Source organism: Microbulbifer rhizosphaerae (genome assembly GCF_014191725.1).
In the GTDB taxonomy this organism is placed as follows: domain Bacteria; phylum Pseudomonadota; class Gammaproteobacteria; order Pseudomonadales; family Cellvibrionaceae; genus Microbulbifer; species Microbulbifer rhizosphaerae.
Genome location: NZ_JACHWZ010000001.1, coordinates 86,071 through 108,994 on the forward strand (window position 1 = coordinate 86,071; position 22,924 = coordinate 108,994).

The 22,924-nt window shown below is 59.3% G+C and carries 18 protein-coding genes and 1 other RNA gene; 13 read left to right on the forward strand and 6 right to left on the reverse strand.

Annotated features, from left to right (window positions below):
• Positions 1-26: 26 nt before the first annotated feature.
• Together FHS09_RS00215 and FHS09_RS00220 are read right to left on the reverse strand one after the other, a co-directional pair.
• Positions 27-1,451, reverse strand: coding sequence for a M23/M56 family metallopeptidase (locus FHS09_RS00215; protein ID WP_183455537.1), 1,425 nt, complete (start codon positions 1,449-1,451; stop codon positions 27-29).
• The gene (locus tag FHS09_RS00220) at positions 1,444-1,830 is read right to left on the reverse strand and encodes a BlaI/MecI/CopY family transcriptional regulator (RefSeq protein WP_183455538.1); all 387 of its coding nucleotides are present in this window, start codon (positions 1,828-1,830) and stop codon (positions 1,444-1,446) included. Before FHS09_RS00220 ends, FHS09_RS00215 begins: the two co-directional genes overlap by 8 nt.
• 239 nt (positions 1,831-2,069) lie before the next feature.
• On the opposite strand from FHS09_RS00220, the gene FHS09_RS00225 reads away from it, so the two are divergent.
• On the forward strand, positions 2,070-2,846 hold the full coding sequence (locus FHS09_RS00225) for an ATP-binding protein (RefSeq protein WP_183455539.1): 777 nt from the start codon (positions 2,070-2,072) through the stop codon (positions 2,844-2,846).
• Positions 2,847-2,986: 140 nt separating this feature from the next.
• Here FHS09_RS00225 and FHS09_RS00230 read toward each other — a convergent pair whose 3' ends face one another.
• Together FHS09_RS00230 and ytfE are read right to left on the reverse strand one after the other, a co-directional pair.
• A complete protein-coding gene (locus tag FHS09_RS00230) occupies positions 2,987-5,368 on the reverse strand; it encodes a nitric-oxide reductase large subunit (RefSeq protein ID WP_183455540.1) in 2,382 nt (793 codons plus the stop codon).
• Between the two features lies 1 nt (position 5,369).
• Positions 5,370-6,038, reverse strand: a complete 669-nt coding sequence (ytfE, locus tag FHS09_RS00235) for an iron-sulfur cluster repair protein YtfE (protein WP_183455541.1) — start codon at positions 6,036-6,038, stop codon at positions 5,370-5,372.
• A 110-nt stretch (positions 6,039-6,148) separates the two neighbouring features.
• Here ytfE and FHS09_RS00240 point away from each other — a divergent pair.
• The 8 genes from FHS09_RS00240 (at position 6,149) to FHS09_RS00275 (ending at position 15,096) form a co-directional block, all read left to right on the forward strand.
• A non-coding RNA gene (locus tag FHS09_RS00240) (sX9 sRNA) lies at positions 6,149-6,220 on the forward strand.
• 195 nt (positions 6,221-6,415) lie between these two features.
• A complete protein-coding gene (locus tag FHS09_RS00245) occupies positions 6,416-6,799 on the forward strand; it encodes a DUF454 family protein (RefSeq protein ID WP_183455542.1) in 384 nt (127 codons plus the stop codon).
• Positions 6,799-7,983, forward strand: coding sequence for an NnrS family protein (locus FHS09_RS00250; protein WP_183455543.1), 1,185 nt, complete (start codon positions 6,799-6,801; stop codon positions 7,981-7,983). Before FHS09_RS00245 ends, FHS09_RS00250 begins: the two co-directional genes overlap by 1 nt.
• Positions 7,984-7,995: 12 nt before the next feature.
• Entirely contained in the window at positions 7,996-8,433 is a 438-nt protein-coding gene (locus FHS09_RS00255; RefSeq protein WP_183455544.1) for an RrF2 family transcriptional regulator, read from the forward strand.
• The gene (locus tag FHS09_RS00260; protein WP_183455545.1) at positions 8,433-8,795 is read left to right on the forward strand and encodes a SirB2 family protein; all 363 of its coding nucleotides are present in this window, start codon (positions 8,433-8,435) and stop codon (positions 8,793-8,795) included. Before FHS09_RS00255 ends, FHS09_RS00260 begins: the two co-directional genes overlap by 1 nt.
• Before the next feature lie 420 nt (positions 8,796-9,215).
• Positions 9,216-10,229, forward strand: coding sequence for a helix-turn-helix domain-containing protein (locus FHS09_RS00265; protein WP_183455546.1), 1,014 nt, complete (start codon positions 9,216-9,218; stop codon positions 10,227-10,229).
• A gap of 888 nt (positions 10,230-11,117) precedes the next feature.
• Positions 11,118-13,040, forward strand: coding sequence for an FG-GAP repeat protein (locus FHS09_RS00270; RefSeq protein ID WP_183455547.1), 1,923 nt, complete (start codon positions 11,118-11,120; stop codon positions 13,038-13,040).
• A gap of 178 nt (positions 13,041-13,218) precedes the next feature.
• Entirely contained in the window at positions 13,219-15,096 is a 1,878-nt protein-coding gene (locus FHS09_RS00275; RefSeq protein WP_183455548.1) for an integrin, read from the forward strand.
• Positions 15,097-15,414: 318 nt separating this feature from the next.
• Here FHS09_RS00275 and FHS09_RS00280 read toward each other — a convergent pair whose 3' ends face one another.
• Together FHS09_RS00280 and FHS09_RS00285 are read right to left on the reverse strand one after the other, a co-directional pair.
• A complete protein-coding gene (locus FHS09_RS00280; RefSeq protein ID WP_246394196.1) occupies positions 15,415-17,088 on the reverse strand; it encodes an acyl-CoA dehydrogenase family protein in 1,674 nt (557 codons plus the stop codon).
• Between the two features lie 371 nt (positions 17,089-17,459).
• Positions 17,460-18,941 (reverse strand): pectate lyase family protein, encoded by a 1,482-nt coding sequence (locus tag FHS09_RS00285; RefSeq protein WP_183455550.1) that lies wholly within the window; start codon positions 18,939-18,941, stop codon positions 17,460-17,462.
• Between the two features lie 669 nt (positions 18,942-19,610).
• Here FHS09_RS00285 and FHS09_RS00290 point away from each other — a divergent pair.
• Genes FHS09_RS00290 through ureC form a run of 4 tightly spaced genes read left to right on the forward strand, consistent with a single transcriptional unit; the run spans position 19,611 to position 22,892 of the window.
• The gene (locus FHS09_RS00290) at positions 19,611-20,507 is read left to right on the forward strand and encodes an urease accessory protein UreD (RefSeq protein ID WP_183455551.1); all 897 of its coding nucleotides are present in this window, start codon (positions 19,611-19,613) and stop codon (positions 20,505-20,507) included.
• Between the two features lie 27 nt (positions 20,508-20,534).
• Positions 20,535-20,837 carry an urease subunit gamma gene (locus FHS09_RS00295; RefSeq protein ID WP_183455552.1) on the forward strand — a complete coding sequence of 101 codons (303 nt, stop codon included), beginning with the start codon at positions 20,535-20,537 and terminating at the stop codon, positions 20,835-20,837.
• A 10-nt stretch (positions 20,838-20,847) separates the two neighbouring features.
• Positions 20,848-21,180 (forward strand): urease subunit beta, encoded by a 333-nt coding sequence (locus FHS09_RS00300; RefSeq protein WP_183455553.1) that lies wholly within the window; start codon positions 20,848-20,850, stop codon positions 21,178-21,180.
• The gene (gene ureC / locus FHS09_RS00305; protein WP_343057355.1) at positions 21,177-22,892 is read left to right on the forward strand and encodes an urease subunit alpha; all 1,716 of its coding nucleotides are present in this window, start codon (positions 21,177-21,179) and stop codon (positions 22,890-22,892) included. The genes FHS09_RS00300 and ureC overlap by 4 nt, the downstream gene beginning before the upstream one ends.
• Positions 22,893-22,924 lie beyond the last annotated feature (32 nt).

Sequence of the window (22,924 nt, forward strand, 5' to 3'; positions counted from 1 at the left end):
GGCGCCCTGGGGCGCCTTGGTTTCCTCTACTGCTCCGCCAGCACCGGCACCTGGCTGGCCGGGTCCACAACCTTGCCGTCCCGATGCAATTCCCAGTGCAGGTGCGGGCCGGTGGCCTTGCCGGTACTGCCCACCAAGCCGAGGATCTGGCCCCGCTCGACCCTGTCGCCTTTGTTCACCAGGCGCTTGTCCAGGTGCGCATAGAGGGTTTCCACGCCCTGCCCGTGGTCGATGATTACCACCTCGCCACTGGCCCCCATAGTGCCGGAGAAGGTGACCTCTCCAGCCTTGGGCACCTGTACCCGGGTGCCCCTGGGTGCAGCCAGGTCGATGCCCCGGTGCAGGCGCTTCTTCTTGAATTCCGCGTCCTTGATGGGCCAGGGCCTCATGCCGAAGCCGGAGGTGACCCTGGCCTCGGGCAGCGGATTGATAAAGGCTTCCGCGACCTTGCCGGCCAGCGCCAGTTGGGGCTGCAGGCCCAGCACCAGGACGCCGCCGGCCAGGGTCATGGACCATAGCGCTTTGTTGGAGCCCTTGCGGGCGCTCTGTTTGCCGTTCAGAATATGACGGATTCTCAAGGTAAAGCTCCTCTTGTTTTGCGTTGAGAAGGCCGCGACAGGATCATTGCCGTGAGCTGTCGCGGTTTGGCGAAGGGCCTTCAGCATTGCCTCTGCGTAGGCCCTTCGCCGATTCGGGCTTTCTTTTCTGAGTACCTGTTCGTCGCAGCCCTGCTCCAGGGCGTCCACTGCCCGTTTCGCCAGTGCCTTCAGCGGCCAGTTGAACCACAACAGGGCCGTCATCCATTGCAGACCAAGCACCGCCAGGGGGTCGCGCCGCGCCAAGTGTTCCAACTCGTGGCGCACCACCAGGCGGATCTGCTCAAGAGACAGATTGTCCAGAGCCCACTGGCTGAGCGCCAGGGTCGGTTTTGGCAGGGCCGTGGCAAAGGGAGAGATCCGCTCTTCCACCAACACCAGTCTCAGTTCTTTCGGTGCATCCAATACCCCCAGGTGCCGGGCCAGCTCGCCCTCTGTCGGTAGGGACTTGCCCTGTCTCACTAACCTGGTCAGCCGCCATTGGCCCAACATCAGACGGGCCAGACTGATGGTGGCGCCCAGGGCCGAGATCAGGCCCCACGCCAGGAGCCCCCATTGCCAAAAGAAAGCTGTGCCATCCGTTTCCGACGCGAGTTCAACTACAAGGGGGCTAACCGGGGATGGCGACGTGAGTGCCGGCAGGCTTAGTTTGATGGTCGGAGCCTTTTCCACGACGGGCAGGAAACCCAGACAAAAGCTGGCGAAGGTCAGCACAGCGGCGGCTAACCAGGGCTCGCGCCAGCCGTTCAGCCAGTCCAGGCGACGGGCCAGCAGCACCAGCATACCCAGCATCGCGGCACCGATGGCCAGGGAGACCAGACTGGATAGGGCCAACTGGGCAAGCCATTCAGTCATCTTCGCCTCCCTTTTTTCCTCCAGTGGCAAGCAGCGCTTCCAGTTCCTTCAACTCGGCTTCGCTGAGCAGCTCGCTACCGGCAAAGAAGGAGGCCGGCAGCGGCCCCTTGATCTCCAGCACCCGCTCGGCGAAATCCCGGGCATAGGCGGCCAGAGTCTTGACCTTGTCCGCCCTGGCCTCGAATACCTTGAGCCCATGCACTTCGAAGGCCTGCAACAAGCCCTTGTCCTGCATGCGGTCCAAGGTCTTGCGGGTGGAGGAGTAGGACCAGCCCAGTTGCTCTTCAACCTGCTGGTGGATCTCGCGGGCGCTGAGAGGTGACTGTTGCCAGAGGGCCTTGAGAATGGCCAGCTCCGAGGCCGAGGGTTGCTGATTCATGAGGACTTGCCTTGTGACTGATGGGATTAATGTACGACAGATGTCGCATGTATGCAACTTGTGTCGCCGAAGGGAGTCACGGCCTGATTTCCCGCTCCGACGAGTCGATGTTGCGGGTGGTGAAGGAAGGCGGTAAAAAGACCCCGGACAAGAAATAATTTTTTACCGCGTTACTCTGAATGTAGAAGCGGCCGCCCCGCCGCTCCTACAGCAAGTAGAGGACAAAACACCCGCAAACTATGCAAACACTCGACTGGAAGAACACCCCCGCCGCCATCTGGCGCGCCAAACACGCCCGCCTGAAACCGGTGCGCCGCCTGGACCCTATACGCCTGGAACAACTGGTGGGCATCGACCACCAGAAGCAGCAACTGCTGGAAAATACCGGGAAATTCCTTCGCGGCGAGCCCGCCAACCACACCCTGTTGTGGGGTGCGCGTGGCACAGGCAAGTCCAGCCTGGTCAAGGCGCTGCTGAACGAATTCGGCACCGCCGGCCTGCGCTGTGTGGAGGTGAATCTGCCGGACCTGGACGACCTGCCGGAAATCGTCGACCTGCTGGATACGGATTCCGCGCGGGACTACAAATTTATCCTCTTCTGTGACGATCTTTCCTTCGAGCAGGGGGATTCCCGCTACAAGGGCCTCAAGACAGTACTCGCCGGCTCCCTTGAGCTGCCCCCGGAAAACGTCCTGCTCTACGCCACCTCCAACCGCCGCCATTTGCTGCCGGAAGATTTGCGGGACAACGAGCAGACCCGGATAGTGGGCACCGAACTGCACTACGGCGACAGCGTGGAGGAAACCCTCTCCCTGGCGGATCGCTTCGGCCTCTGGCTCAGTTTCTATCCCGCAGACTGGCCCACCTACCTGGAAATCGTCGACCGCTATTTCGCCGACTACAAAGGCGACCGCGAAGCGCTGCACACCGCCGCCAAACAGTTCGCGATGTTGCGAGCCAATCACAGCGGGCGCACAGCGGAGCAGTTTTATCTCAGCTATTGCGCGGATGGGTAGGTATAGGGGGTATACCGTCGTTTGAGCGAAAGAATGTAGGAGCGGCGGGGCGGCCATCCGCTCATGGCCGCGATCGGGTTTTCCGAATTCTCCTGTTTCCACTTGAGAAAAAACAGGTGCCGTTAAGCACCTGTCTAGCTTTACAGGTTATGTTTTGCTTGGTGGTTACCCCCGCAGTTTCCACAACAGGCGCTGTCGACATTCTCGCTTTTGGCCGCCTGATCGGATTCCGCATAGGCGAGTGCGTAAGTCTGGGCACCGGATTCCGCTCCGACGGGTTCGGACGCATCCGGAAAGAAGAGCCCTTTAACCACCTGCCAGCACACCGCCAGGGCGCCGACGATAAACACCACGTCGCCAATGGTGCGCACCCAGCGCAGGTTGTGCAGCAGATCGCTTTGCAGGAAGGCTTCGCTGCGCGCATACCACATGCCCTCGGAGGCGCTGGCGAGGAACTGGATGACGCCGACCGGCAGCAGGCTGGTAAACAGCATCATCGCCAGGCCGATATTCAACCACCAGAAGCCGATGCTCATCAGTTTGTCGTTAAACACCAGTTGCGGGCGGATATAGCGCAGCACCAGCAGCGTGAAGCCCAGTGCCAGCAGGCCGTAGACTCCAAAGAGCGCGGCGTGGGCGTGGGTAGCCGTGGTGTTCAGGCCCTGCACATAGTAGAGCGAAATGGGCGGATTGATCATAAAGCCGAGGACACCGGCACCCAGCATGTTCCAGAAGGCGACCCCGACAAAGAAGAGCAGCGGCCACTTGATGTTCTGCATCCAGGGGGCGGCGTGCTTGAGGCGCCAGTTCTCCCAGGCTTCGTAACCGAGTACCACCAGCGGCACCACTTCCAGCGCACTGAAGGTGGCGCCAACGGCCATCACCGGAGTGGTGGTGCCGGAAAAGTACAGGTGGTGGAAAGTGCCCGGTACGCCGCCCAGCATAAACAGCGAGGCTGATGCCAGGCTTGCGGCGGTCGCCATGGTGCGGGATACCAGCCCCATGCTACAGAAGATAAAGGCCAGGGCCGCAGTGGCGAAGACTTCGAAGAAACCTTCCACCCACAGGTGAACGACCCACCAACGCCAGTATTCCATTACGGAGATGTGGGTGCGCTCGCCGTAGGCCAGCCCGGCACCGTAGAAGAGACCGATGGCAATTACGGAGGCGGTCAGCAGCGCCAGCAGGTTTTTGTCACCGGGCTGGCGCAGTGCCGGTCCAATGCCGCGCAGCATCAGTACCAGCCAGAAAGCAACACCGAGGAATTTGCCGATCTGCCACAGGCGGCCCAGGTCGACATATTCATAACCCTGGTGGCCCAGCCAGAAGTTCCACTCGGCCGGCATGATCTGGGCAATGGCCAGGAAGTTGCCGGCGAAAGAACCCACCACCACCACAATCAGTGCCCAGAACAGGATGTCCACACCCAGCTTCTGGAATTTGGGGTCCCTGCCGCCGTTGATGACGGGCGCCAGGAACAGGCCCGCCGCCAGAAAACCGGTGGCAATCCAGAACAGCGCCGCCTGGATATGCCATGTGCGCACCAGGCTATAGGGGAACCACTCGGAGACATTGATACCGTAAAAACTCTGCCCCTCTACCGTGTAGTGGGCGGTAAAGCCGCCGAGAAACACCTGTGCGGTAAAGAGTGCGACCACCACGAACAGGTACTTGCCCAGCGCTTTTTGCGAAGGGGTGAGCGCGAAGGTGGTGATGGGATCTTCTGCGGGGGCAGGGAGTTCCTCTTCGTCCTCCCTGCGCAGGAAGGCCCAGCCCCACACCAGCAAGCCCACCCCGGCAATCAGCAGAACCACACTGGCAATGGACCAGACGATATTTTCCGCGGTCGGCTTGTTGTCGATCAGCGGTTCGTGGGGCCAGTTGTTGGTGTAGGTGGCGCCATCGGCGTAGCGCTCGGTGGCTGCCGCCCAGGCGGTCCAGAAGAAAAATTGAGCCATCTGCTCGCGCCGCTCGCGGTCGGGCAGGGTGTTTTCCTTCATGGCGTAGTTCTCGCGTGTGCCCTGGAGTTCCGGGGCATCGCTGAACAGGCGGCTGTAGTAATCCGCCGTTTGCGCTATGGCCTGTGCACGCCGCTCGGATATCACCAGGGTATCGGTATCGGCGTGATAGGTGTTGGTGCGGTAGGCGGTTTTCAGTTCGTACTGGAGCGCGTTTTGCCGGCGCCCGTCCAGGTCCGCATAGTCCACACCGTATTCATCCCCGGCGGCCAGATCGAGCCAGGCGTTGAGCTCCCGGTGCAGCCAGTCGGCCGTCCAGTCCGGTGCCTGATAGGCGCCGTGGCCCCAGATGGAACCCAGTTGCATTCCACCCACCGATTGCCAGGCGGTTTGGCCGTCGAGGATGCTGTCGCGGGTCATCAACAGCTGATTATTTTCTGTGACCACCTGCCCCGGGATGGGCGGTGCCTTGCGATACACTTCCGTTCCGACGTACCCCAGGAGTGCGAAAGTGACGGCCAAAATGCCGATCAGAGTCCACCAGAGTTTGCGATACTGGCCCATGTCAGAGTCCCCCTAGTCCATCGATACGTTCAAACAGCAGGTTGTTTTCCAGGTGAATGTGCTCCTCCAAGTCCCGCTCCAGTGTGGCGAGCCCCAGGTAAAGTGCGTACCAGGTATTGCAGGCCCCATTGGGTAAGGTCAGATTCCGGGTCAATTTGTTGATCTGTTGGAGAGCCTGGACGTGGTCGTGGTGCTCATGGCGCATCATCGCCACCGGCGCCCTGGCCATGGCCGACATGCCCCGCATGATCATGGGAAAGAGAATCTCCTCCTCCTTCTGCATATGCCTCTCCAGTTCAGCAAACATCTGTTCCAGATGATCCGCCAGACCGGCGGGACATTCCGGGTGGCCGCGATGTACTGACTCGACCCGGGCCGCCAGGTGTATCAACTGGGGCAACTGCTGCCGGTGGTACTCGTGATAGCGGGTGAGTATGTGCTCGATCAATGCGCCGCTCGGTGCCCGATCCCAGTTTTCTGTTTCCGGCTGGCCTATGAGGGCATCCAGCTCCGCCGCTATGGCTTCTGCGTCCAATGCTTTGTAGGCAGTGGCTTCGCGCAGGGTCTGCTTGCCGCCATTACAAAAATCCAGGCGGTAGGCAAAAAACACCGCCGTAGCGCCTGGAATCTGACGCGCAAGCTGGCCCAGGGGTTGATCCAGGGTATTCATGAAGTTCCTCCTCGAGGCTGATCTATCGGATAAGGAACCCCTGAAAAACTACTGCGCGTGCGCCTGGCGGCGTCCGGCGGTGCTGGTGCGCCAGCCCGGTCGCAATGCTCATGTACTACTTGTACACTCCGCTTCCTCCGCTCCGGCAGCCACCACCAGCCACCCGCTCGCTACGTTTTTCAGCGGTCCCATAACAATTGGGCGCGCCATCGGCTGCAACCTTAAGATGCATTGTGTTTGCATCTTTAAAACATGCAAACAATAGTTATCTTAAGAGGGTGGGCTCTTGATCTGGATCAAGGCCCCTTCCATCTACGGCCTTGAAGTGCCTGGCGCAAAGATATAAATTAAATGCATCATTTGATTGGAAGTACGCGATGAACGCCAGTCTACTGCGGCGCCTGCCCTGGCTGTGTCTGACCTGGAGTTGCCTGGGGCTGGGGACGGCGGGAGCCATACTGCCTCTGCTCCCCACCACACCGTTTCTACTGTTGGCGGCCTGGGCCGCCCCCAAAGCTTCGCCCCGGCTGGGCCGCTGGCTGGAGGAGTCCCCGCGATTTGGCCCGGCGATTCATGCCTGGCGCAGCCAGGGCGCCGTGGCCTTAAAAGCCAAGGTTGCAGCCCTGGGCCTTATGACAACCAGTTGGCTGGGCCTCTGGCTGCTGGGCGCCGCCCAGTGGGTGCTGCTGTTTACCGGCCTGCTGTTTGTCCTGGTGGGAGCCTGGCTCTCAACCCGTCCGCAGCCGCGGGGAGTCCGCTGATGCAAAACGCCCAACCTCCTGCGCTGCTGGCTTACGGATTCCGGCCTTTTTTCCTGCTTACCGGCGTCTACGCGGTGGTGGTGATACTGGGCTGGATGGGATTTCTTTTCGGCGGCTGGCCGCTTCCCCTGGGTTGGTCGCCGTTCAAGTGGCACAGCCACGAGATGCTGTACGGCCTGGTATCCGCTGCCATCGCCGGCTTTTTGCTGACCGCCGTCACCAACTGGACCGGTGCGCCACCTCTCAGGGGCCGGCGCCTGCTGTTACTGGTGCTGCTGTGGCTGTCCGGGCGGGTGTTTATGTGGCTGGCCTCCTGGATTCCGGCCTGGCTGGTGGCGCTGGTGGACCTGGCATTTCTGCCGGTGCTGGCGCTCTACCTCCTGCGGGTACTGGTCCAGCACAACAACCGGCGCAACCTGGTGCTGGTGGCGGTGCTCACGCTGCTGTTTATCGGCAACCTGCTGATGCACCTGGGCTTTGCCAGTGGGCGAACCGGCCTGCTCAACACCGGTGAACAACTGGGCTTTGACCTGATCCTGCTGTTGATGGCGGTGATTGGCGGGCGCATTATTCCGGCCTTTTCCGCCAACTGGCTGCGCATGCACGGGGGCTCTCCGGACTGGGTGGCCCGCCCGGTGTGGATCGAGGGCATCGCACTGATTTCCATCGCGTTGCTGATCCCTCTGGATGCGCTGGGCGCGCCGGAAAAGATGACCGGCCTGGTGGTCCTGATAGCGGCCCTGGGCAACGGCCTGCGTCTCTGGCATTGGGCGGGCTGGCGGGTACGCAAAGAGCCCCTGTTATGGATTCTGCACCTGGCCTATGCCTGGATTGTGTTGGGCCTGATGCTGCGGGCGCTGGCGATGCTCACCGGTTTCCTGCCGGACAGCGTCTGGCAGCACACCCTGGGAGTGGGGGCCATCGGCACGTTGCTGCTGGGGGTTATGACCCGCGTGGCGGTGGGCCACACCGGACGCCCGCTGAAGCTGATCCCTTTCGGTCTGTGGATTTACCTGGCGATCACCGCTGCCGCGCTGCTTCGCCTGCTGGTCGCTGCGCAGGTCATCGACTTCCGCCTGGGACTGTTCCTGGCGGCGCTCGCCTGGGTCCTGGCTTTTGGCCTGTTTGTGGCACTTTACTGGCCGATACTGAGCGGCCCCCGGGCGGATGGCCGCCCCGGATAACGAGATTGAACCATGCATATCACCCGCTATACCGATTATTCCCTGCGTGTGCTGATGTACCTGGCGCTCAAGGGCGAGGGGCTTGCCACCATTCGCGAGATTGCCGAGAGTTACGACATCTCCAAAAATCACCTGATGAAAGTGGTGCAGGATCTCAATAACAAGGGCTACCTGACCGCCATCCGCGGCAAAAACGGCGGCGTGCGCCTGGCCGGCAGACCCGAGGACATCAATCTCGGCCACCTGGTGCGGGACACCGAGCAGGACCTGGCGCTGGTCGAATGCTTCAGCAACGGCAGGGGATGCGTGATCACCCCCGCCTGCGAACTCAAGCGGATGTTTGCCGAAGCGCTGGAGGCCTTTTTCAAGGTGCTGGATCAATACACCCTGGCGGACCTGTTGCCGCAAGGCAAAGCAAAGCACATGGTGCGCTTGTTGAGGATAGGCTGATGGTTTTCTTGCTCAAACACCTGCACATTACCCTGGTAGTGATCTCCATCAGCTTTTTCATTCTGCGTTTTCTGGGCCGGCAGATGGAGGCAGGGTTTGTCCAGGCCCGATGGATCAAGCCCGCCCCGCACCTGATTGACACACTGTTGCTGTTATCTGGCATCAGCCTCGCCGTCCTCTACCGGCTATCCCCGCTGCAGGCGAATTGGCTGATGGTCAAGCTGATACTGATCCTCGGCTATATCGGTGCCGGCATCGGCGCCATGAAAGCGGCCGATGCCACTCACCGTATGCTTTACGGGTTGCTGGCCCTGTGCCTGGTGGGTGGAGTGGTTTTGATGGCGGTGCTGAAGCCGGTCTGATTATGGCCTGATATTTGCCCCACCTAACTTAGCGGAATTGCATTTCGCCGCGCCTTGCCCTCTTTCGGGTCAATTTCTCCAGACATGGGAAGGAACTGCTTTTCTCCCTCGGTAAGGGATTTTTTGCGTTTTCTCATTGCTCACTGTCTTCTTCCTTAATACCTAATCTTAACTTAGGGAAGGCCTGAACAATCTGTCATCCCGGCGAAGGTCGGGAACCAGCTACTGGGACTCATTGGGGCTGCTGGATTCCGGCCTTCGTCGGAATGACGAAAGGTTACTTATTCAGAGCTTCCATAAGAAGTTGATTATATGGATGTTTAACTATCCTTTATAGGGTTTGATTCCTTATCCTTTTACATGGAATTCCGACCTGATATACTGTGCATATGAAAATAATTTCATATCGAAGAGATTAATATGCCTCGCAGAAAGGACTTTAAAAATGTTGTCCGCCAGAGAGTTAGTATAGACTCCGCGATTACCTATATTCGACAAGAATACGCTGAAAAATTAGACGTTAACATTTTAAGTGAAATTTCACACTACTCTAAATTCCATTTCCAACGGCTATTCAGTGAAGTGACTGGAGAAACATGGTCGGAATACCTGCTAAGAGTTCGGCTTCTGAATGCGAGCAACAAGCTTATTCAAACTCAGGAAAAAATAAACGATATTGCTATTGGTTCAGGATTTGTCACTCAGACTGGATTTTTAAAGGCTTTCAAGAAGTATTATTCTCTCACTCCAACCCGGTATAGACAAACCTACTATGGCAGCGAGCCTTTTTTTAATCAATTTCGCGTAAATAGAATTTGCTCGAATATAAAAGAAGAGTTAGTCAATGTGATGCCCTGTAGTGCATTAGCAGCTTACTCTGCAACGAATCTCAACGAGAAATCCGACCCTTCCGTTTGGGATGCAATTAAGAAACTTTGCAAATCTTTAGATGCGTCCTTTAATACCAGGCCCCAGCTGGAACGTTTTGCGCTTTCGTTCTCTGACATAAATAAAATTGAACACGCAAGTAACCAAAAAAATTTTTTGGCAATGTTGCTGGTTGATGATATTCGAAAGGTGAAAAATTCAACATTAAAGCAGGTTGCTATTCAAGGCGGGGTTTATGCACGTTTTTTTCACCAGGGCCCTCTCAGTGAGCATACGATAAATAAGATTCTTTACAGCTGGTTTCCTCAAAGCGGCTACAAAATAGACACTAAACGACCGATGATAATGATGCCTGAGGGCGCCTTTTTAAAAGATGTCTATGACCGATTTTTGGGTAGAGAACCAGATAAAAAAGTATACGTTTATCAAAGCCTTGAGCTGACTGCGGAGCAGATTTCTCACTTCTGTTTGAGAATATACGTCCCTCTACTATCTGATTCCCTTACTGATCTCCAGTGGCAAGATATATCTAATATTGCAATATGAAGACGCGTTGTAACTACTCACCCCCTGTAGGAGCCTGCTTGCAGGCGAATAAGAACAGAACTCCGTAGCCATTTACCGGGCACATCCCTGTGCTCGGCCCTTCGGGCAGCTTCGCTGCGCCAACTCGCTCCAGGCGATTTGATCGCCTGCAAGCAGGCTCCTGATATGGATTGCATTTGCACTGCAACTATTTGAGAAAAAAGGCTTTTTCTTTCGGATCAAATATTGACCAATCCCTCGGGCTTCATGGATTGCTGCCTATTTCATAAGCATTGCCATCCATAAGGTCTACAAGCAGGCTCCCTTTAACCGGCATGGGTTCTCTGTGGGTGAGTAGTTACGGCGCGCCTTTATTATTAATAGCACTCCAGGAAGAAAGTGACTCGCAAATCTCTGATAAGTTTCCCTTTGAATTAATCTGAAGCTGGTATTGGTTAGCTTGCCTGCAATGAGTTCACTTTATGTGGGTGCATTTTTTGTGAAAAAATTGTTGTGTATTTAGAGTCAAATTTGAAGTTAGAGCCAAATTTGAAGCACTACTATCTCTGCCGGGGGCTGGGGCGGACGATCAGTTTGGCTCTGGCCTCGCACTGTCGCCGGACGGCGGCGTACTGGTAGTCGACTCTTTCCAGGAATACAGCTCTGCCACCGGCATCAACGGGGATAAGGTCGACAACTCAGCGCCGCACAGCGGCGCTGTCTACCTTTATTAATTCATTGATTGACCGGAAAAGAATCGGGGCAGGTTCAGGCCTGCCCAAGCCTACCTTGATCGGCCTATCGAGATACCCATGCGATCGACTGTCACTGCACCTTCGGTGCGCCTTCCGATTTGTCGAATCCGCAGCTTTCGGAATTCATTACATTAACCGTTAAGAGGAAACACTCATGATCTGGATAAAACGTATCTGTCTTCTTGCCCTATGCCTGATGTTTCTTTCCGCCTGTGGTGGCGGCGGTAGTGGTGACGGGGATGTCGGCGGTGGGGATGTCGGCGGAGAAGATGTCGGAGGAGAGGATGATGGAGGAGAGGATGATGGAGGAGAGGATGATGGAGGAGAGGACGATGGAGGAGAGGACGACGAAGGAGAGGACGACGGAGGAGAGGATGACGGTGGCGAAGATCCAGTGACCGCTGCCCCACCGGCACCAGCGGCCACCCTGACCCCCACAGCCACGAAAACCTTTGCATTCAGCTGGAGTGATGTATCTGAGGAAACCGAATACCGCCTGCTGGAAAATCCCGATGGCGACTCCGGCTACAGCGAAGTGGCCGTGATCCCGGCTGACAGCACCGAATATAACCTGATGGTCTCCCTGCCCCAGCGGGTAAACGCAAGCTATATCCTCCAGGCCTGCAACAGCCTGGGCTGTACCGATTCTGACGAGTTGTTCGTAACCGGTTCCCTGGCCGAGGCTGTGGGGTATTTCAAGGCCTCAAACACCGAGGCTGATGACCTGTTCGGATTCCAGGTCGCCCTGTCGGCGGATGGCCGTGTGATGGCCGTAGCTGCTGCCCAGGAGAATAGCGGCGCCACCGGTAGCAATGGTGACCAGGCGGATAACTCCGTGGAATACAGCGGCGCGGTGTACGTATTCACACAAAACAATGGTGTTTGGACCCAGCAGGCCTATCTCAAGGCTTCAAACCCGGGACATTGGGACTTTTTTGGTGTCAGTCTTTCACTGTCCGCCGATGGAGGCGTTCTGGCAGTAGGTGCCCGTGGCGAGAGTAGCAACGCATTCAACAGTGGCGCGGTGTATGTGTTCACCCAAAGCGCTGGCGTCTGGTCCCAGCAGGCGCATATCAAGGCGTCGAATACCCAGCAAAGTGATGAGTTTGGTGACAGCCTCGCGTTGTCGGCCGACGGTAGTACCTTGGCAGTAGGTGCCTATGCAGAGGATAGCAGCGCCACCGGCATCGATGGCAATCAGGCGGATAACTCCGCTTCCGCCTCCGGTGCGGTGTACGTGTTCACTCAAAGTGGTGATACCTGGTCCCAGCAGGCATATATCAAGGCTTCGAACACCGAGGAGTCGGATTATTTTGGTCACAGGGTCGCACTGTCGTCGAACGGCAATGTCCTGGCTGTAAGTGCGAATAACGAGGACAGTGCTGCCACCGGCATAGATGGCAATCAGGCGGACAACTCAGCGACCAACAGTGGCGCGGCGTACGTGTTCAGCCGTAACGATGGCACCTGGTCCCAGCAGGCGTATATCAAGGCCTCAAACCCCGAGGAAAACGACTGGTTTGGTAGCAGTCTTGCGCTGTCGTCTGACGGCCATGTCCTGGCGGTAGGAGCAACGGGAGAGGACAGCGCTGCCACCGGCATTGATGGCAATCAGGCGGACAACGCCGTTGACTTCGCCGGGGCAGTGTATGTGTTCACCCAAAGTGGTGATACCTGGTCCCAGCATGCGTATATCAAGGCCTCGAATGCAGCGGAGTTTGACCGATTCGGTGCTAGCCTCGCGCTGTCGGCAGACAGCCGCGTCCTGGCGGTAGGCACAGAGGCTGAGGATAGCAGCGCCACCGGTATTAATGGCGACGAGGCGGATGACTCCGCAGATTCCAGTGGTGCGGTGTACCTGTTCAGTCAAAACGCTGGCACCTGGTCCCAACAAGCCTATGTTAAGGCTCCGAACACCGAGGGGGGTGACCTGTTCGGCAGCTCCGGGATCGCCCTGTCGTCGGACGGCAGCGTCCTGGCGGTAGGTGCATGGGATGAAAGCAGCACCGCCACCGGCATCAACGGTGACCAGGCCGACAACTCCGCAGAAGGTAGCGGCGCCGTCTACCTCTATTAATTCATTCATTGACCGGTAAGAAAACGGGGGCAGGTTCAGGCCTGCCCCATACCTACCTTGATCGGCTCATCAAAATACCCATGCGGTCGACTGTCACTGCACCTTCGGTGCGCCATTCGATTTGTCGAATCCGCGGCTTTCGGAATGCACTACATAAAACCATTAAAAGGAAACACTCGTGATCTGGATAAAACGTATCTGTCTTCTTGCCCTATGCCTGGTTTTTCTGTCCGCCTGCGGTGGCGGTGGCGGTGGCGGTGGCGGTGGCGGCGGTAGCGGTAGTGGTGGAGATGTCGGTGGCGGGGATGTCGGCGGAGAAGATGTTGGCGGAGAGGATGACGGAGGAGAGGATGACGGAGGAGAGGATGACGGTGGCGAAGATCCAGTAACCGCTGCTCCACCGGCACCAGCGGCCACCCTGACCCCCACAGCCACGAAAACCTTCGCATTCAGCTGGAGTGATGTGTCTGAGGAAACAGAATACCGCCTGCTGGAAAACCCCGATGGCGTGTCCGGTTACGGCGAGGTGGCCGTGATCCCGGCGGACAGCACCGAACATAACCTGACGGTCTCCCTACCCCAGCGGGTAAACGCAAGCTACATCCTACAGGCCTGCAACAGCCTGGGCTGTACCGATTCCGATGAAATGTTTGTAACCGGCTTCCTGGCCGAGGCGGTGGGGTACTTCAAAGCCTCGAATACTGAGGCTGGCGACGGGTTCGGCAACCAGGTCGCCCTGTCGGCGGACGGTCGTGTGATGGCGGTGGGCGCCGTCTGGGAGGATAGCGCCGCTGGCGCGGTCTATGTGTTTACCAACAGCGACGGTGTCTGGTCCCAGCAGGCCTATATCAAAGCCTCGAATGCTGAAGAGGGCGATGAGTTTGGCACCAGCCTCACCCTGTCGTCAGACGGCAGTGTCCTGGCGGTAAGTGCACTTCGGGAAGGTAGCGGCGCCACCGGCGTTGATGGCGATCAGGCGGACAATTCGGCTTCTCGGGCCGGCGCGGTATACGTATTCACCCAAAGCGGCGATACCTGGGCCCAGCAGGCGTATATCAAGGCCTCGAACACTGAGGAGGGTGACTATTTTGGCGAAGGCCTGGCGCTATCACCAGACGGCACCACGCTGGCGGTAGGTGCACCGTTCGAGAACAGTGGCGCTATCGGTATTGATGGCCATCAAACGAACTCCCTGGCGACCGCCGCCGGGGCGGTGTATGTGTTCACCCAAAGCGGCGATACCTGGGCCCAGCAGGCCTATATAAAGGCCTCGAATACTGAAAGTGTGGAGCAGTTTGGTAAAAAGATTGCTCTCTCGTCAGACGGCAGCCTCCTGGCAGTAAGCGCCCCCCAGGAGGACAGCTCGGCCACCGGCATTGGTGGTGACCAGGCGGATAACGCCGCGGAGAATAGTGGTGCGGTGTATATGTTCACCCGAAGCGGTGGTGCCTGGGCCCAACAGGCGTACATTAAAGCCTCGAACACGGGGAAAGGCGACCAGTTTGGTTCCAGTCTTGTACTGTCGGCCGATGGCGGCGTCCTGGCGGTAGGTGCCCGTGGCGAGGACAGCAGCGCCGGGGGTATTGATGGCGATCAGGCGGACAATTCGGCAAATGCCAGTGGTGCCGTCTATGTGTTTACCCAAAGCGGCGATACCTGGTTCCAGCAGGCCTATATCAAAGCCTCGAATGTGGAAAATATTGATGTGTTTGGTCTCAACCTCGCACTGTCGGCCGACGGAGCCACCCTGGCGGTAGGTGCAACCGGCGAGGATAGCAGCGCCACCGGCATTAATGGCGACCAGGCGGACAACTCCGCAGGTGGCAGTGGTGCGGTGTACCTGTTCACCCAAAGTGCTGGTGTCTGGTCCCTGAAGTCGTATATCAAGGCCTCGAACGCTGAGGCGGATGATCAGTTTGGTACCAACCTCGCTCTGTCGTCGGATGGCGGCATCCTAGCGGTAGGTGCTACCTGGGAAGACAGTTCCGCCACCGGCATCAACGGTGACCAGGCCGACAACTCCGCAGAAGGTAGCGGTGCGGTCTACCTCTATTAATTCATTCAATGTGGGAGCCTGCCCTGCAGGCGAAAAGACAGTGCTAAATGGCAACGCCATTTTTCGCCAGCAGGGCTGGCTCCCACAGGGTGCGGCCCTACTCAATAGCACCAAAGCTGGTTCCGCGAACCCCGAAACTTGAGTTGGGAATAATCGGTTTTCTCAATCGGACGGAGTGTCCAACTTGTAGGAGCGGCGGGGCGGCCCTCCGCCGTTGGCCGCGATCGATGTTTCGGAATGCCGGGAAGCCTGCTGACTCGCACCATCCCTGGCGCTCGCCCCACGGCGGAGGGCCGCCCGCCGCTCCTACAGGAAAAACTAAACGGAGAGCGGGTCGCCGCGCTCGATCAGGGTTTCGATCTCCAATCCCCGCGGCAGGCAGCCGGTGTTGTGAGCGCCGGTGTTTTTCAGTCGCGAGGCGATAAAAGCCTCCGCCACCGCGCTGTTGCCTCCCTGGACCAGCAGGTGGGCCTGCATGGTCAGTGCCATCTGGTCCACCAGGTGGCGGGCCCGGTATTCCAGGTCGTCCATGTCCGCCATCTGTTTTTTCAGCCCGGCGATGGCGCTGTCCAGGCATGAGTCGGCGCCGGCGCTCCGTTCCAGTTCGTCGTACCAGGCCAGCAGCGCCGCAGGGGTCTTTTCGATGGCGCGCAGCACGTCCAGCGCCTGGATATTGCCGGAGCCCTCCCAGATGGCGTTGATGGGCGCGTCGCGGTACAGGCGCGCGGTGATAAAGTTTTCCACCACGCCGTTGCCGCCCAGGCACTCCATGGCCTCGTAGGCGTGGTGCGGAGTGCGCTTGCAGATCCAGTATTTGCCCACCGCGGTGCCCAGGCGCATCAGCAGTTTTTCCTGCTCCTTGTCCAGGTGATCCAGCGCGCGGGCGGTGCGCATGGTGATGGCCACCGACCCCTCCACCTCCAATTGCAGGTCCGCCAGCACATTTTGCATCAGCGGCTGGTCGCGCAGTTTTTTGCCGAAGGCGTCGCGGTGTCCAGCGTAGTAGATCGCCTGTAGCGCGGCCTGGCGCTGGCCGGCGGAGGAGCCGATCATGCAGTCGAAGCGGGTGACCGCGACCATCTCGATAATGGCGTTGACTCCGCGGCCCTCCTCGCCGACCAGCCAGCCGAAAGCGCTGCGCATCTCCACTTCCGAAGAGGCGTTGGACACGTTGCCGGATTTGTTTTTCAGTCGCTGTATTTGCAGCGGGTTTTTCGTCCCGTCCGGGCGCCAGCGGGGGACCAGAAAACAGCTGAGACCGCCGGCTGTCTCTCCTTTCTCCACTTGGGCAAGCATCAAAAAGGCGTCGCACATGGGCGCGGACATAAACCATTTGTGGCCCACCAGCTCGTAGGCGCCGTCGCCGACCGGTGTGGCGGTACTGGTATTGGCGCGCACATCGGAGCCGCCCTGCTTTTCGGTCATGCCCATGCCGATAGTGAGGTAGGACTTTTCCGTGTGCGGCCGGTTGCTGGAGTCGTAACCGCGGGCGGTCACCTTGGGCAGCCATTCCTCCGCCAACTTCGGGTTCAGCCTGATGGATGGCACCGAGGCGAAGGTCATGGTTACCGGGCAGCCGTGGCCGGCCTCCAGTTGGCTGTGCAGGTAGTACTTGGCCGCGCGCACCACGTGGGCGCCGGGTTTGGGATCGGTCCAGGGGGCGCTGTGTAGTCCCTCGGACAGGGCCAGCTGCATCAGTTGGTGGTAGGTGGGGTGGTAGCGCACCAGGTCGATGCGGTTGCCTATGCGGTCGTGGCTTTCGAAGATGGGTTTGAATTCATTGGCCAGATAGCCCCGCTCGATCATCTCCGGGCGCCCGCACACTTCCCCGTAGCGCTGCAGGTCGTCCTCCGCCCAATGGCCGCCGTTGTGCTCAACCGTTTCACGCAGCGCCGCGTCGCCGGCGTAGAGATTGTGGCCGGTAAGGGGGGGCACCTGGTTGAAAACCTTGTGGGTATAGGCGAATTCGGATGGCGGTGTTTTATCGGACATTGGCATTCTCGCTGGCATCTCAACAGGCAGTGGCTCCGGTGAAAGGGTAGTCCCATCACCGCTCCGGGACATCCTAGTGAGATGGGCTGGCGCCGGTCTTGCCCAAAAGTGACGCCGGTGGTTGCGGCATCATCCAATTTTGGATTCTGTTTTTCCCGCTATTGCCAGTAAGAAAGGTCTGGGCGGCCCTGCTACCGGGGGAAGTTTGCGGGACACGCCGTGAATACATCCCTGTAGGCTTGTCGGCGAGGTCCCTCTCGCCAACAGTCCCGCAAACTTCCCCCGGTATCAGCGCCTTCGCATCAGACTCTGGTGCTCTTGTCCGAGTCTCGATGGGGCGAGTGGTTACTGGCGCGCATGTAAGCTGAAGGCTACTGGCGAATCAACTCAAACTGCTGATTGGTACTTCCGGCGATACAGGTCCACTGGAGGATATTGGCGCCGTCTGCGCTGGAAGCACCCGACACGTCCATACAGAGTTCGCTGTTGCGGTTGATGATCCGCCAGCGCCCACTGCCGGCGCCCTGGAAACGGAACTGCTGGTTCCATCCGCCCAAATATTCCCACAGCATGATATTGCCGCCGTTGCTGGTGGAGAAGGAGTCCACATCGAGGGCCATGGCCGGGGCATTGACCGGTGAGATGCGGTGCCAGATGCCGTCCACCGGGGTGATGTTGAACTTCTGGCAGTTGTTATTGAGCCAGCTCCACTGCTGCATATTGGTGCCGCCGCTGGAGCCGCAGGAGGCCACGTCGACGGTCTTGCCGCTGTGGACCGGCGCTATGCGGTAGGTGCCGTTGACGGTGCCGTTGTTGCCGCCGCCGCCACCGCCACCACCGGAGCCGCAATCGGAACCCTTGTTGACGCCGGCGCAGGCGATGACACGGTCTTTGACGCTGCTGGCGGAATCCAGATTGTAACCGTAGGGCGGGTCATAGGTGGTGGTAGAGGAGACGTTGGGCCCGGCGGTGACACCGTCGCCGCTCACCCAGCGCACATTGTTGAAAATATTGCCACGCACGTCCCAGTAGCCGATTTCGGCGCTGTAGAAAGACACCAGGGGGTTCTGCGAATTCTCGAACACGTTGTTCTCGATCCGCAGCAGCGCCCGCATACGGGAATTGATGCCGGTGCTTTCGATATTGTTGTAGTAGTTGTTGTAAATATGCCCGTAGCCGAAGCGGAACAGCGGCGCGCGGGAATTGATGTTTTCCCAGCGGTTGTGGTGGAAAGTGATATAGCGGTTGCCGCTGTCGCTGTCGGAGGAACCGTGCAGCGAGGCCTTCCAGCTGTCGTGGAAATAGTTGTAGGAAATGGTGATGTACTGGGCGCCCCGTTTGCTGTCGAGCAGGCCGTCGTAATAGTCCTTGTCGACATTGAGGGATGCGTAGATTTCATTGTGGTCCACCCAGATATTATTGGCCGGTCCCTCGATACTAATGGCGTCCTTGTCTCCTATGTTCACCTGGTGAATGGTCAGGTTCTGGATGATCACGTTGCTGGCGCGCCAGATTTTGATGCCGATACCATTCAAGCGACCGCGGCTGCCGACGCCGATGATCGATACATCAGAGGTATCTTTCACATTGATCTTGTTGTCGGAGGAATTGCCCGGCGTGATGGTGCCGTCGACGTAAATAGTGATGGGGCCGGAGGCATTGTTGATGGCGTTCTGCAGGGCGGTGCCGTTGTTCACGGTCACCGAGCTGCCGCCGGCGCCGCCGGTGGTGCCGCCGTTGAGGTTGGCGAAGCCTTCCGGCTGCGCCAGCGCGCCGGAGGGCAGGGTGAATAAAAGCGCGATCAGGGCAAACAGCCAGCCGCGCAATGGGGTGTTGTGGAATGGAATTTTCATCGCTGATTCTCTCGTCCTTGTCGTTATACGGCTTTTAAGTGAAAAGAGCCGGTCCCGGGGCCTGGATTGCAGGGGCCTTGTACCGCGCGAAATTCAAATTGAATCCCCCCTGGAAAACGAATCACCGAATCTGCGTCTGCCGGCACTTCCGGGTTCAGCTCACGTTGCCGGGCAATGGGTATGGCAGCATTGCCTGACCAATATGACTTTGAGTGTCATATGGTATGACAATATTTGCATGAACTTTTTTGGTGCGCAACCGGGTGGTTTTACCAAATCGGGTATTTTGTGGCCGATTAAATTGATACGAAAATACGGTTCTGGCCGTTACCTCGTTGAAATAGAAAGTTTTTAATTTTTATTGTGACGTTTGGGGCATTGGGGAACAGAGTTTTTCTGACGCGGAAGTAAACCTGAGTTTGTGCACTATTTCGGCACTGTAATACCAATATGGTGCGTTTGACCGGGAAACTTCCGGGGTTCCTGCCAAAGAGCTTGTTCATACCAAGTGAATCCGGGCCCCCAGCAGGGTGCGGCAGCTTCGGGTGTCGGGCGCAAGAAACTACGTCAATTGACGCATACCCATTCTTGCCTGTTCTTGTTTATATCCTGCCGCAACGATTTTGATCCTGTTTGCCTGGGTGTATTCGCAGTGTGTGACCGATTTTCATGAACCAGCTCGCGCTTGCAAAAAGACCGGAAATTCCGCCCGCTGTGGACAGTCGCTGGTACGCGGGGCTGGATCTCAGGTTCCAGGAATCCGGGGGCGGATGCCGGCTCGCGCACAGCCGCCATCGCGGCCCGCTGTATGTGCAGAAGCCGTTTTACCCCGAGGGACGCGACCTGGCGCACGTCTACCTGCTGCACCCGCCGGGAGGGTTGGTTTCCGGGGACCAACTAAATATCCAGGTGCAGGCGGAGACCGGCGCGCGCGCATTGGTGACCACCACCGGCGCCGGGCGTGTGTACCGGGCCCGCGGCGACGGACTGAAGCAGTGCCAGGAGGTCCGCTTGCGGCTCGCGGCGGGCAGTTCGCTGGAATGGCTGCCGCTGGAAAATATTGTCTACCCGGGAGCCGATGGACGCCTGGACACAGTTGTGGAACTCACCGGGGAGAGCCGCTTTGCCGGCTGGGAGATCACCTCGCTGGGTTTGCCGGCCTGTGGTGAAAGTTTCGGCGCGGGTGCGTTGACCCAGCGGCTGGAAATCCGCCGCGACGGGCTGCCGTTGTTTGTGGAGCGCCTCGACCTTGACCAGAACGGCGCAGGGGCGGACCTGCTATCGGCGGCGGCCGGGTTGCGCGGCTTTCCCGTCACCGGCCTGTTAGTAATGGGCCCCTTCGCTCGGGCGCCGGACGAATCTGTGCTGGCGCAGTGCCGCACCCTGCTGCGGGAAACCGCACCGGATTGTTTGGGGGCGATCACAGCGGTGGGGGAATTCCAGGTGGTGCGCTGCCTGGGCCGCTGCGCCTTTGCGGTACGGCAGCTGTTGGCGCGACTCTGGGCGCTGTTGCGGCCCCCGCTGCTGGGGCGCGAGGCCTGCCCGCCGCGCATCTGGTCGACCTGAACCTGTCGGTTATCTGTTGGGGGAATTATGGAATTACTGCCGAGAGAAAAGGACAAGCTGCTGGTGTTTACCGCGGCGCTGTTGGCCGAGCGCCGCCTCGCGCGCGGGCTCAAGTTGAACTATCCGGAAGCGGTGGCGCTGATCACCATGGAAATTATCGAGGGCGCCCGCGACGGCAAAACGGTGGCTGAGCTGATGAGTTACGGCCGGGAAATCCTGCGCGCAAACCAGGTCATGGATGGCGTCAGTGAGCTGATCCACGAAGTGCAGGTGGAAGCCACTTTCCGCGACGGCACCAAGCTCGTCACGGTGCACAACCCGATTACCTGAGGAGGCGGCAGTGATTCCAGGGGAAATACAGGTCGCCGAAGGCGACATCGAACTCAATCCGGGGCGCGCGACCGTGACCCTGAGAGTGGAAAACACCGGCGACCGGCCGGTGCAGGTAGGCTCCCACTACCACTTCTACGAAGTGAACCCGGCGCTCAGGTTCGAGCGGGAAAAAGCCCGCGGTTTCCGCCTGAATATTGCCTCCGGCACGGCGGTGCGTTTCGAGCCGGGGCAGGGGCGCGAGGTGGAACTGGTAGCCTACGCCGGCGCGCGCCGGGTCTACGGTTTCCGCGCCGAAGTCATGGGACAGTTGGATGAAACTGCGGAGGTACAGCCGTCGTGAGCCGCATGGACAGGCACAGCTACGCGCAGATGTTCGGGCCCACCACCGGTGACCGGGTGCGCCTGGGGGATACCGAACTCTGGCTGCAGGTGGAGAAAGACTTCACCCGCTACGGGGACGAGGTCAAATTCGGCGGCGGCAAGGTGATCCGCGACGGTATGGGGCAGAGCCAGCTGGGCTCTGAAGAGACCGCGGACCTGGTGATTACCAATGCGCTGATCCTGGATCACTGGGGCGTGGTCAAGGCCGACGTCGGCATCAAGGCCGGCCGCATCGCCGGCATCGGCAAGGCGGGCAATCCGGACGTACAGGATGGTGTGGATATCGTCATCGGCCCGGGCACAGAAGTGATTGCCGGCGAGGGTTCCATACTCACCGCCGGCGGTATCGATGCGCATATCCACTTCATCTGCCCGCAACAGGTGGAAGAGGCGCTGATGTCCGGCGTCACCACCATGATCGGCGGCGGCACCGGGCCGGCCACGGGCACCAATGCCACCACCTGCACCCCGGGCCCCTGGAATATCGGCAAAATGCTGCAGGCCACCGACAGCCTGCCCATGAATTTCGGCTTTCTCGGTAAGGGCAACGCCAGTTTGCCGGCTTCGCTGGAAGAGCAGCTGCAGGCGGGTGCCTGCGGGCTCAAGCTGCACGAGGACTGGGGCACCACGCCGGCCTCGATTGACAACTGCCTGGGCGTGGCCGAGCGCTACGACGTGCAGGTGGCGATCCACACCGACACACTGAACGAGTCCGGTTTCGTCGACGATACCCTGGAGGCCTTCGGGGGCCGCGCCATCCACACCTACCATACCGAGGGCGCCGGCGGCGGCCACGCGCCGGATATCATCAAGGCCTGCGCCTCGCCCAATGTATTGCCCTCGTCCACCAACCCGACGCGGCCCTACACCCTCAATACGGTCGATGAACACCTCGACATGCTGATGGTGTGCCACCACCTGGATACCAGTATTCCGGAAGACATCGCCTTTGCCGATTCCCGTATCCGCAAGGAGACTATCGCCGCGGAGGACATACTGCACGACCTCGGCGCCTTCAGCATGATCGCATCCGATTCCCAGGCCATGGGGCGGGTGGGGGAGGTGATCACCCGCACCTGGCAGACGGCGCACAAAATGAAGGTGCAGCGCGGCTGCTTGGCCGAGGATGCGCGCGGCGCGACCGAGGGCGCGGACAATTTCCGCGCGCGGCGCTACGTGGCCAAGTACACCATCAACCCCGCCATCACCCACGGTATCGCCCATGAGGTCGGCTCCATCGAAGTGGGCAAGCTCGCGGATCTGGTGTTGTGGAAACCGGCGTTTTTCGCCATCAAGCCATCGCTGATCCTCAAGGGCGGCATGATCGCCGCGGCGCCCATGGGCGACCCCAATGCCTCGATTCCCACACCGCAGCCGGTGCACTACCGGCCCATGTTCGGCGCCCTGGGGATTGCCGCGGCCAAGACTTCCGTGACCTTCACCTCCCGGGCTGCGCTGGATGCCGGCATCGGCGAGGCCCTCGGCCTGCATCGCCGCCTGGTGGCCTGCCGGAACACCCGCGCAATCACCAAGAGCGACATGCTGCTGAACGACTGGCTGCCGGAAATTACCGTGGACCCGCAGACCTACGAGGTGCGTGCCAATGGTGAACTGCTCACCTGTGAGCCCGCCAGCGAACTGCCGCTGGCGCAGCGCTACTGCCTGTTCTGATGTGATAGAGGTAACTACTCACCCACAGGGAA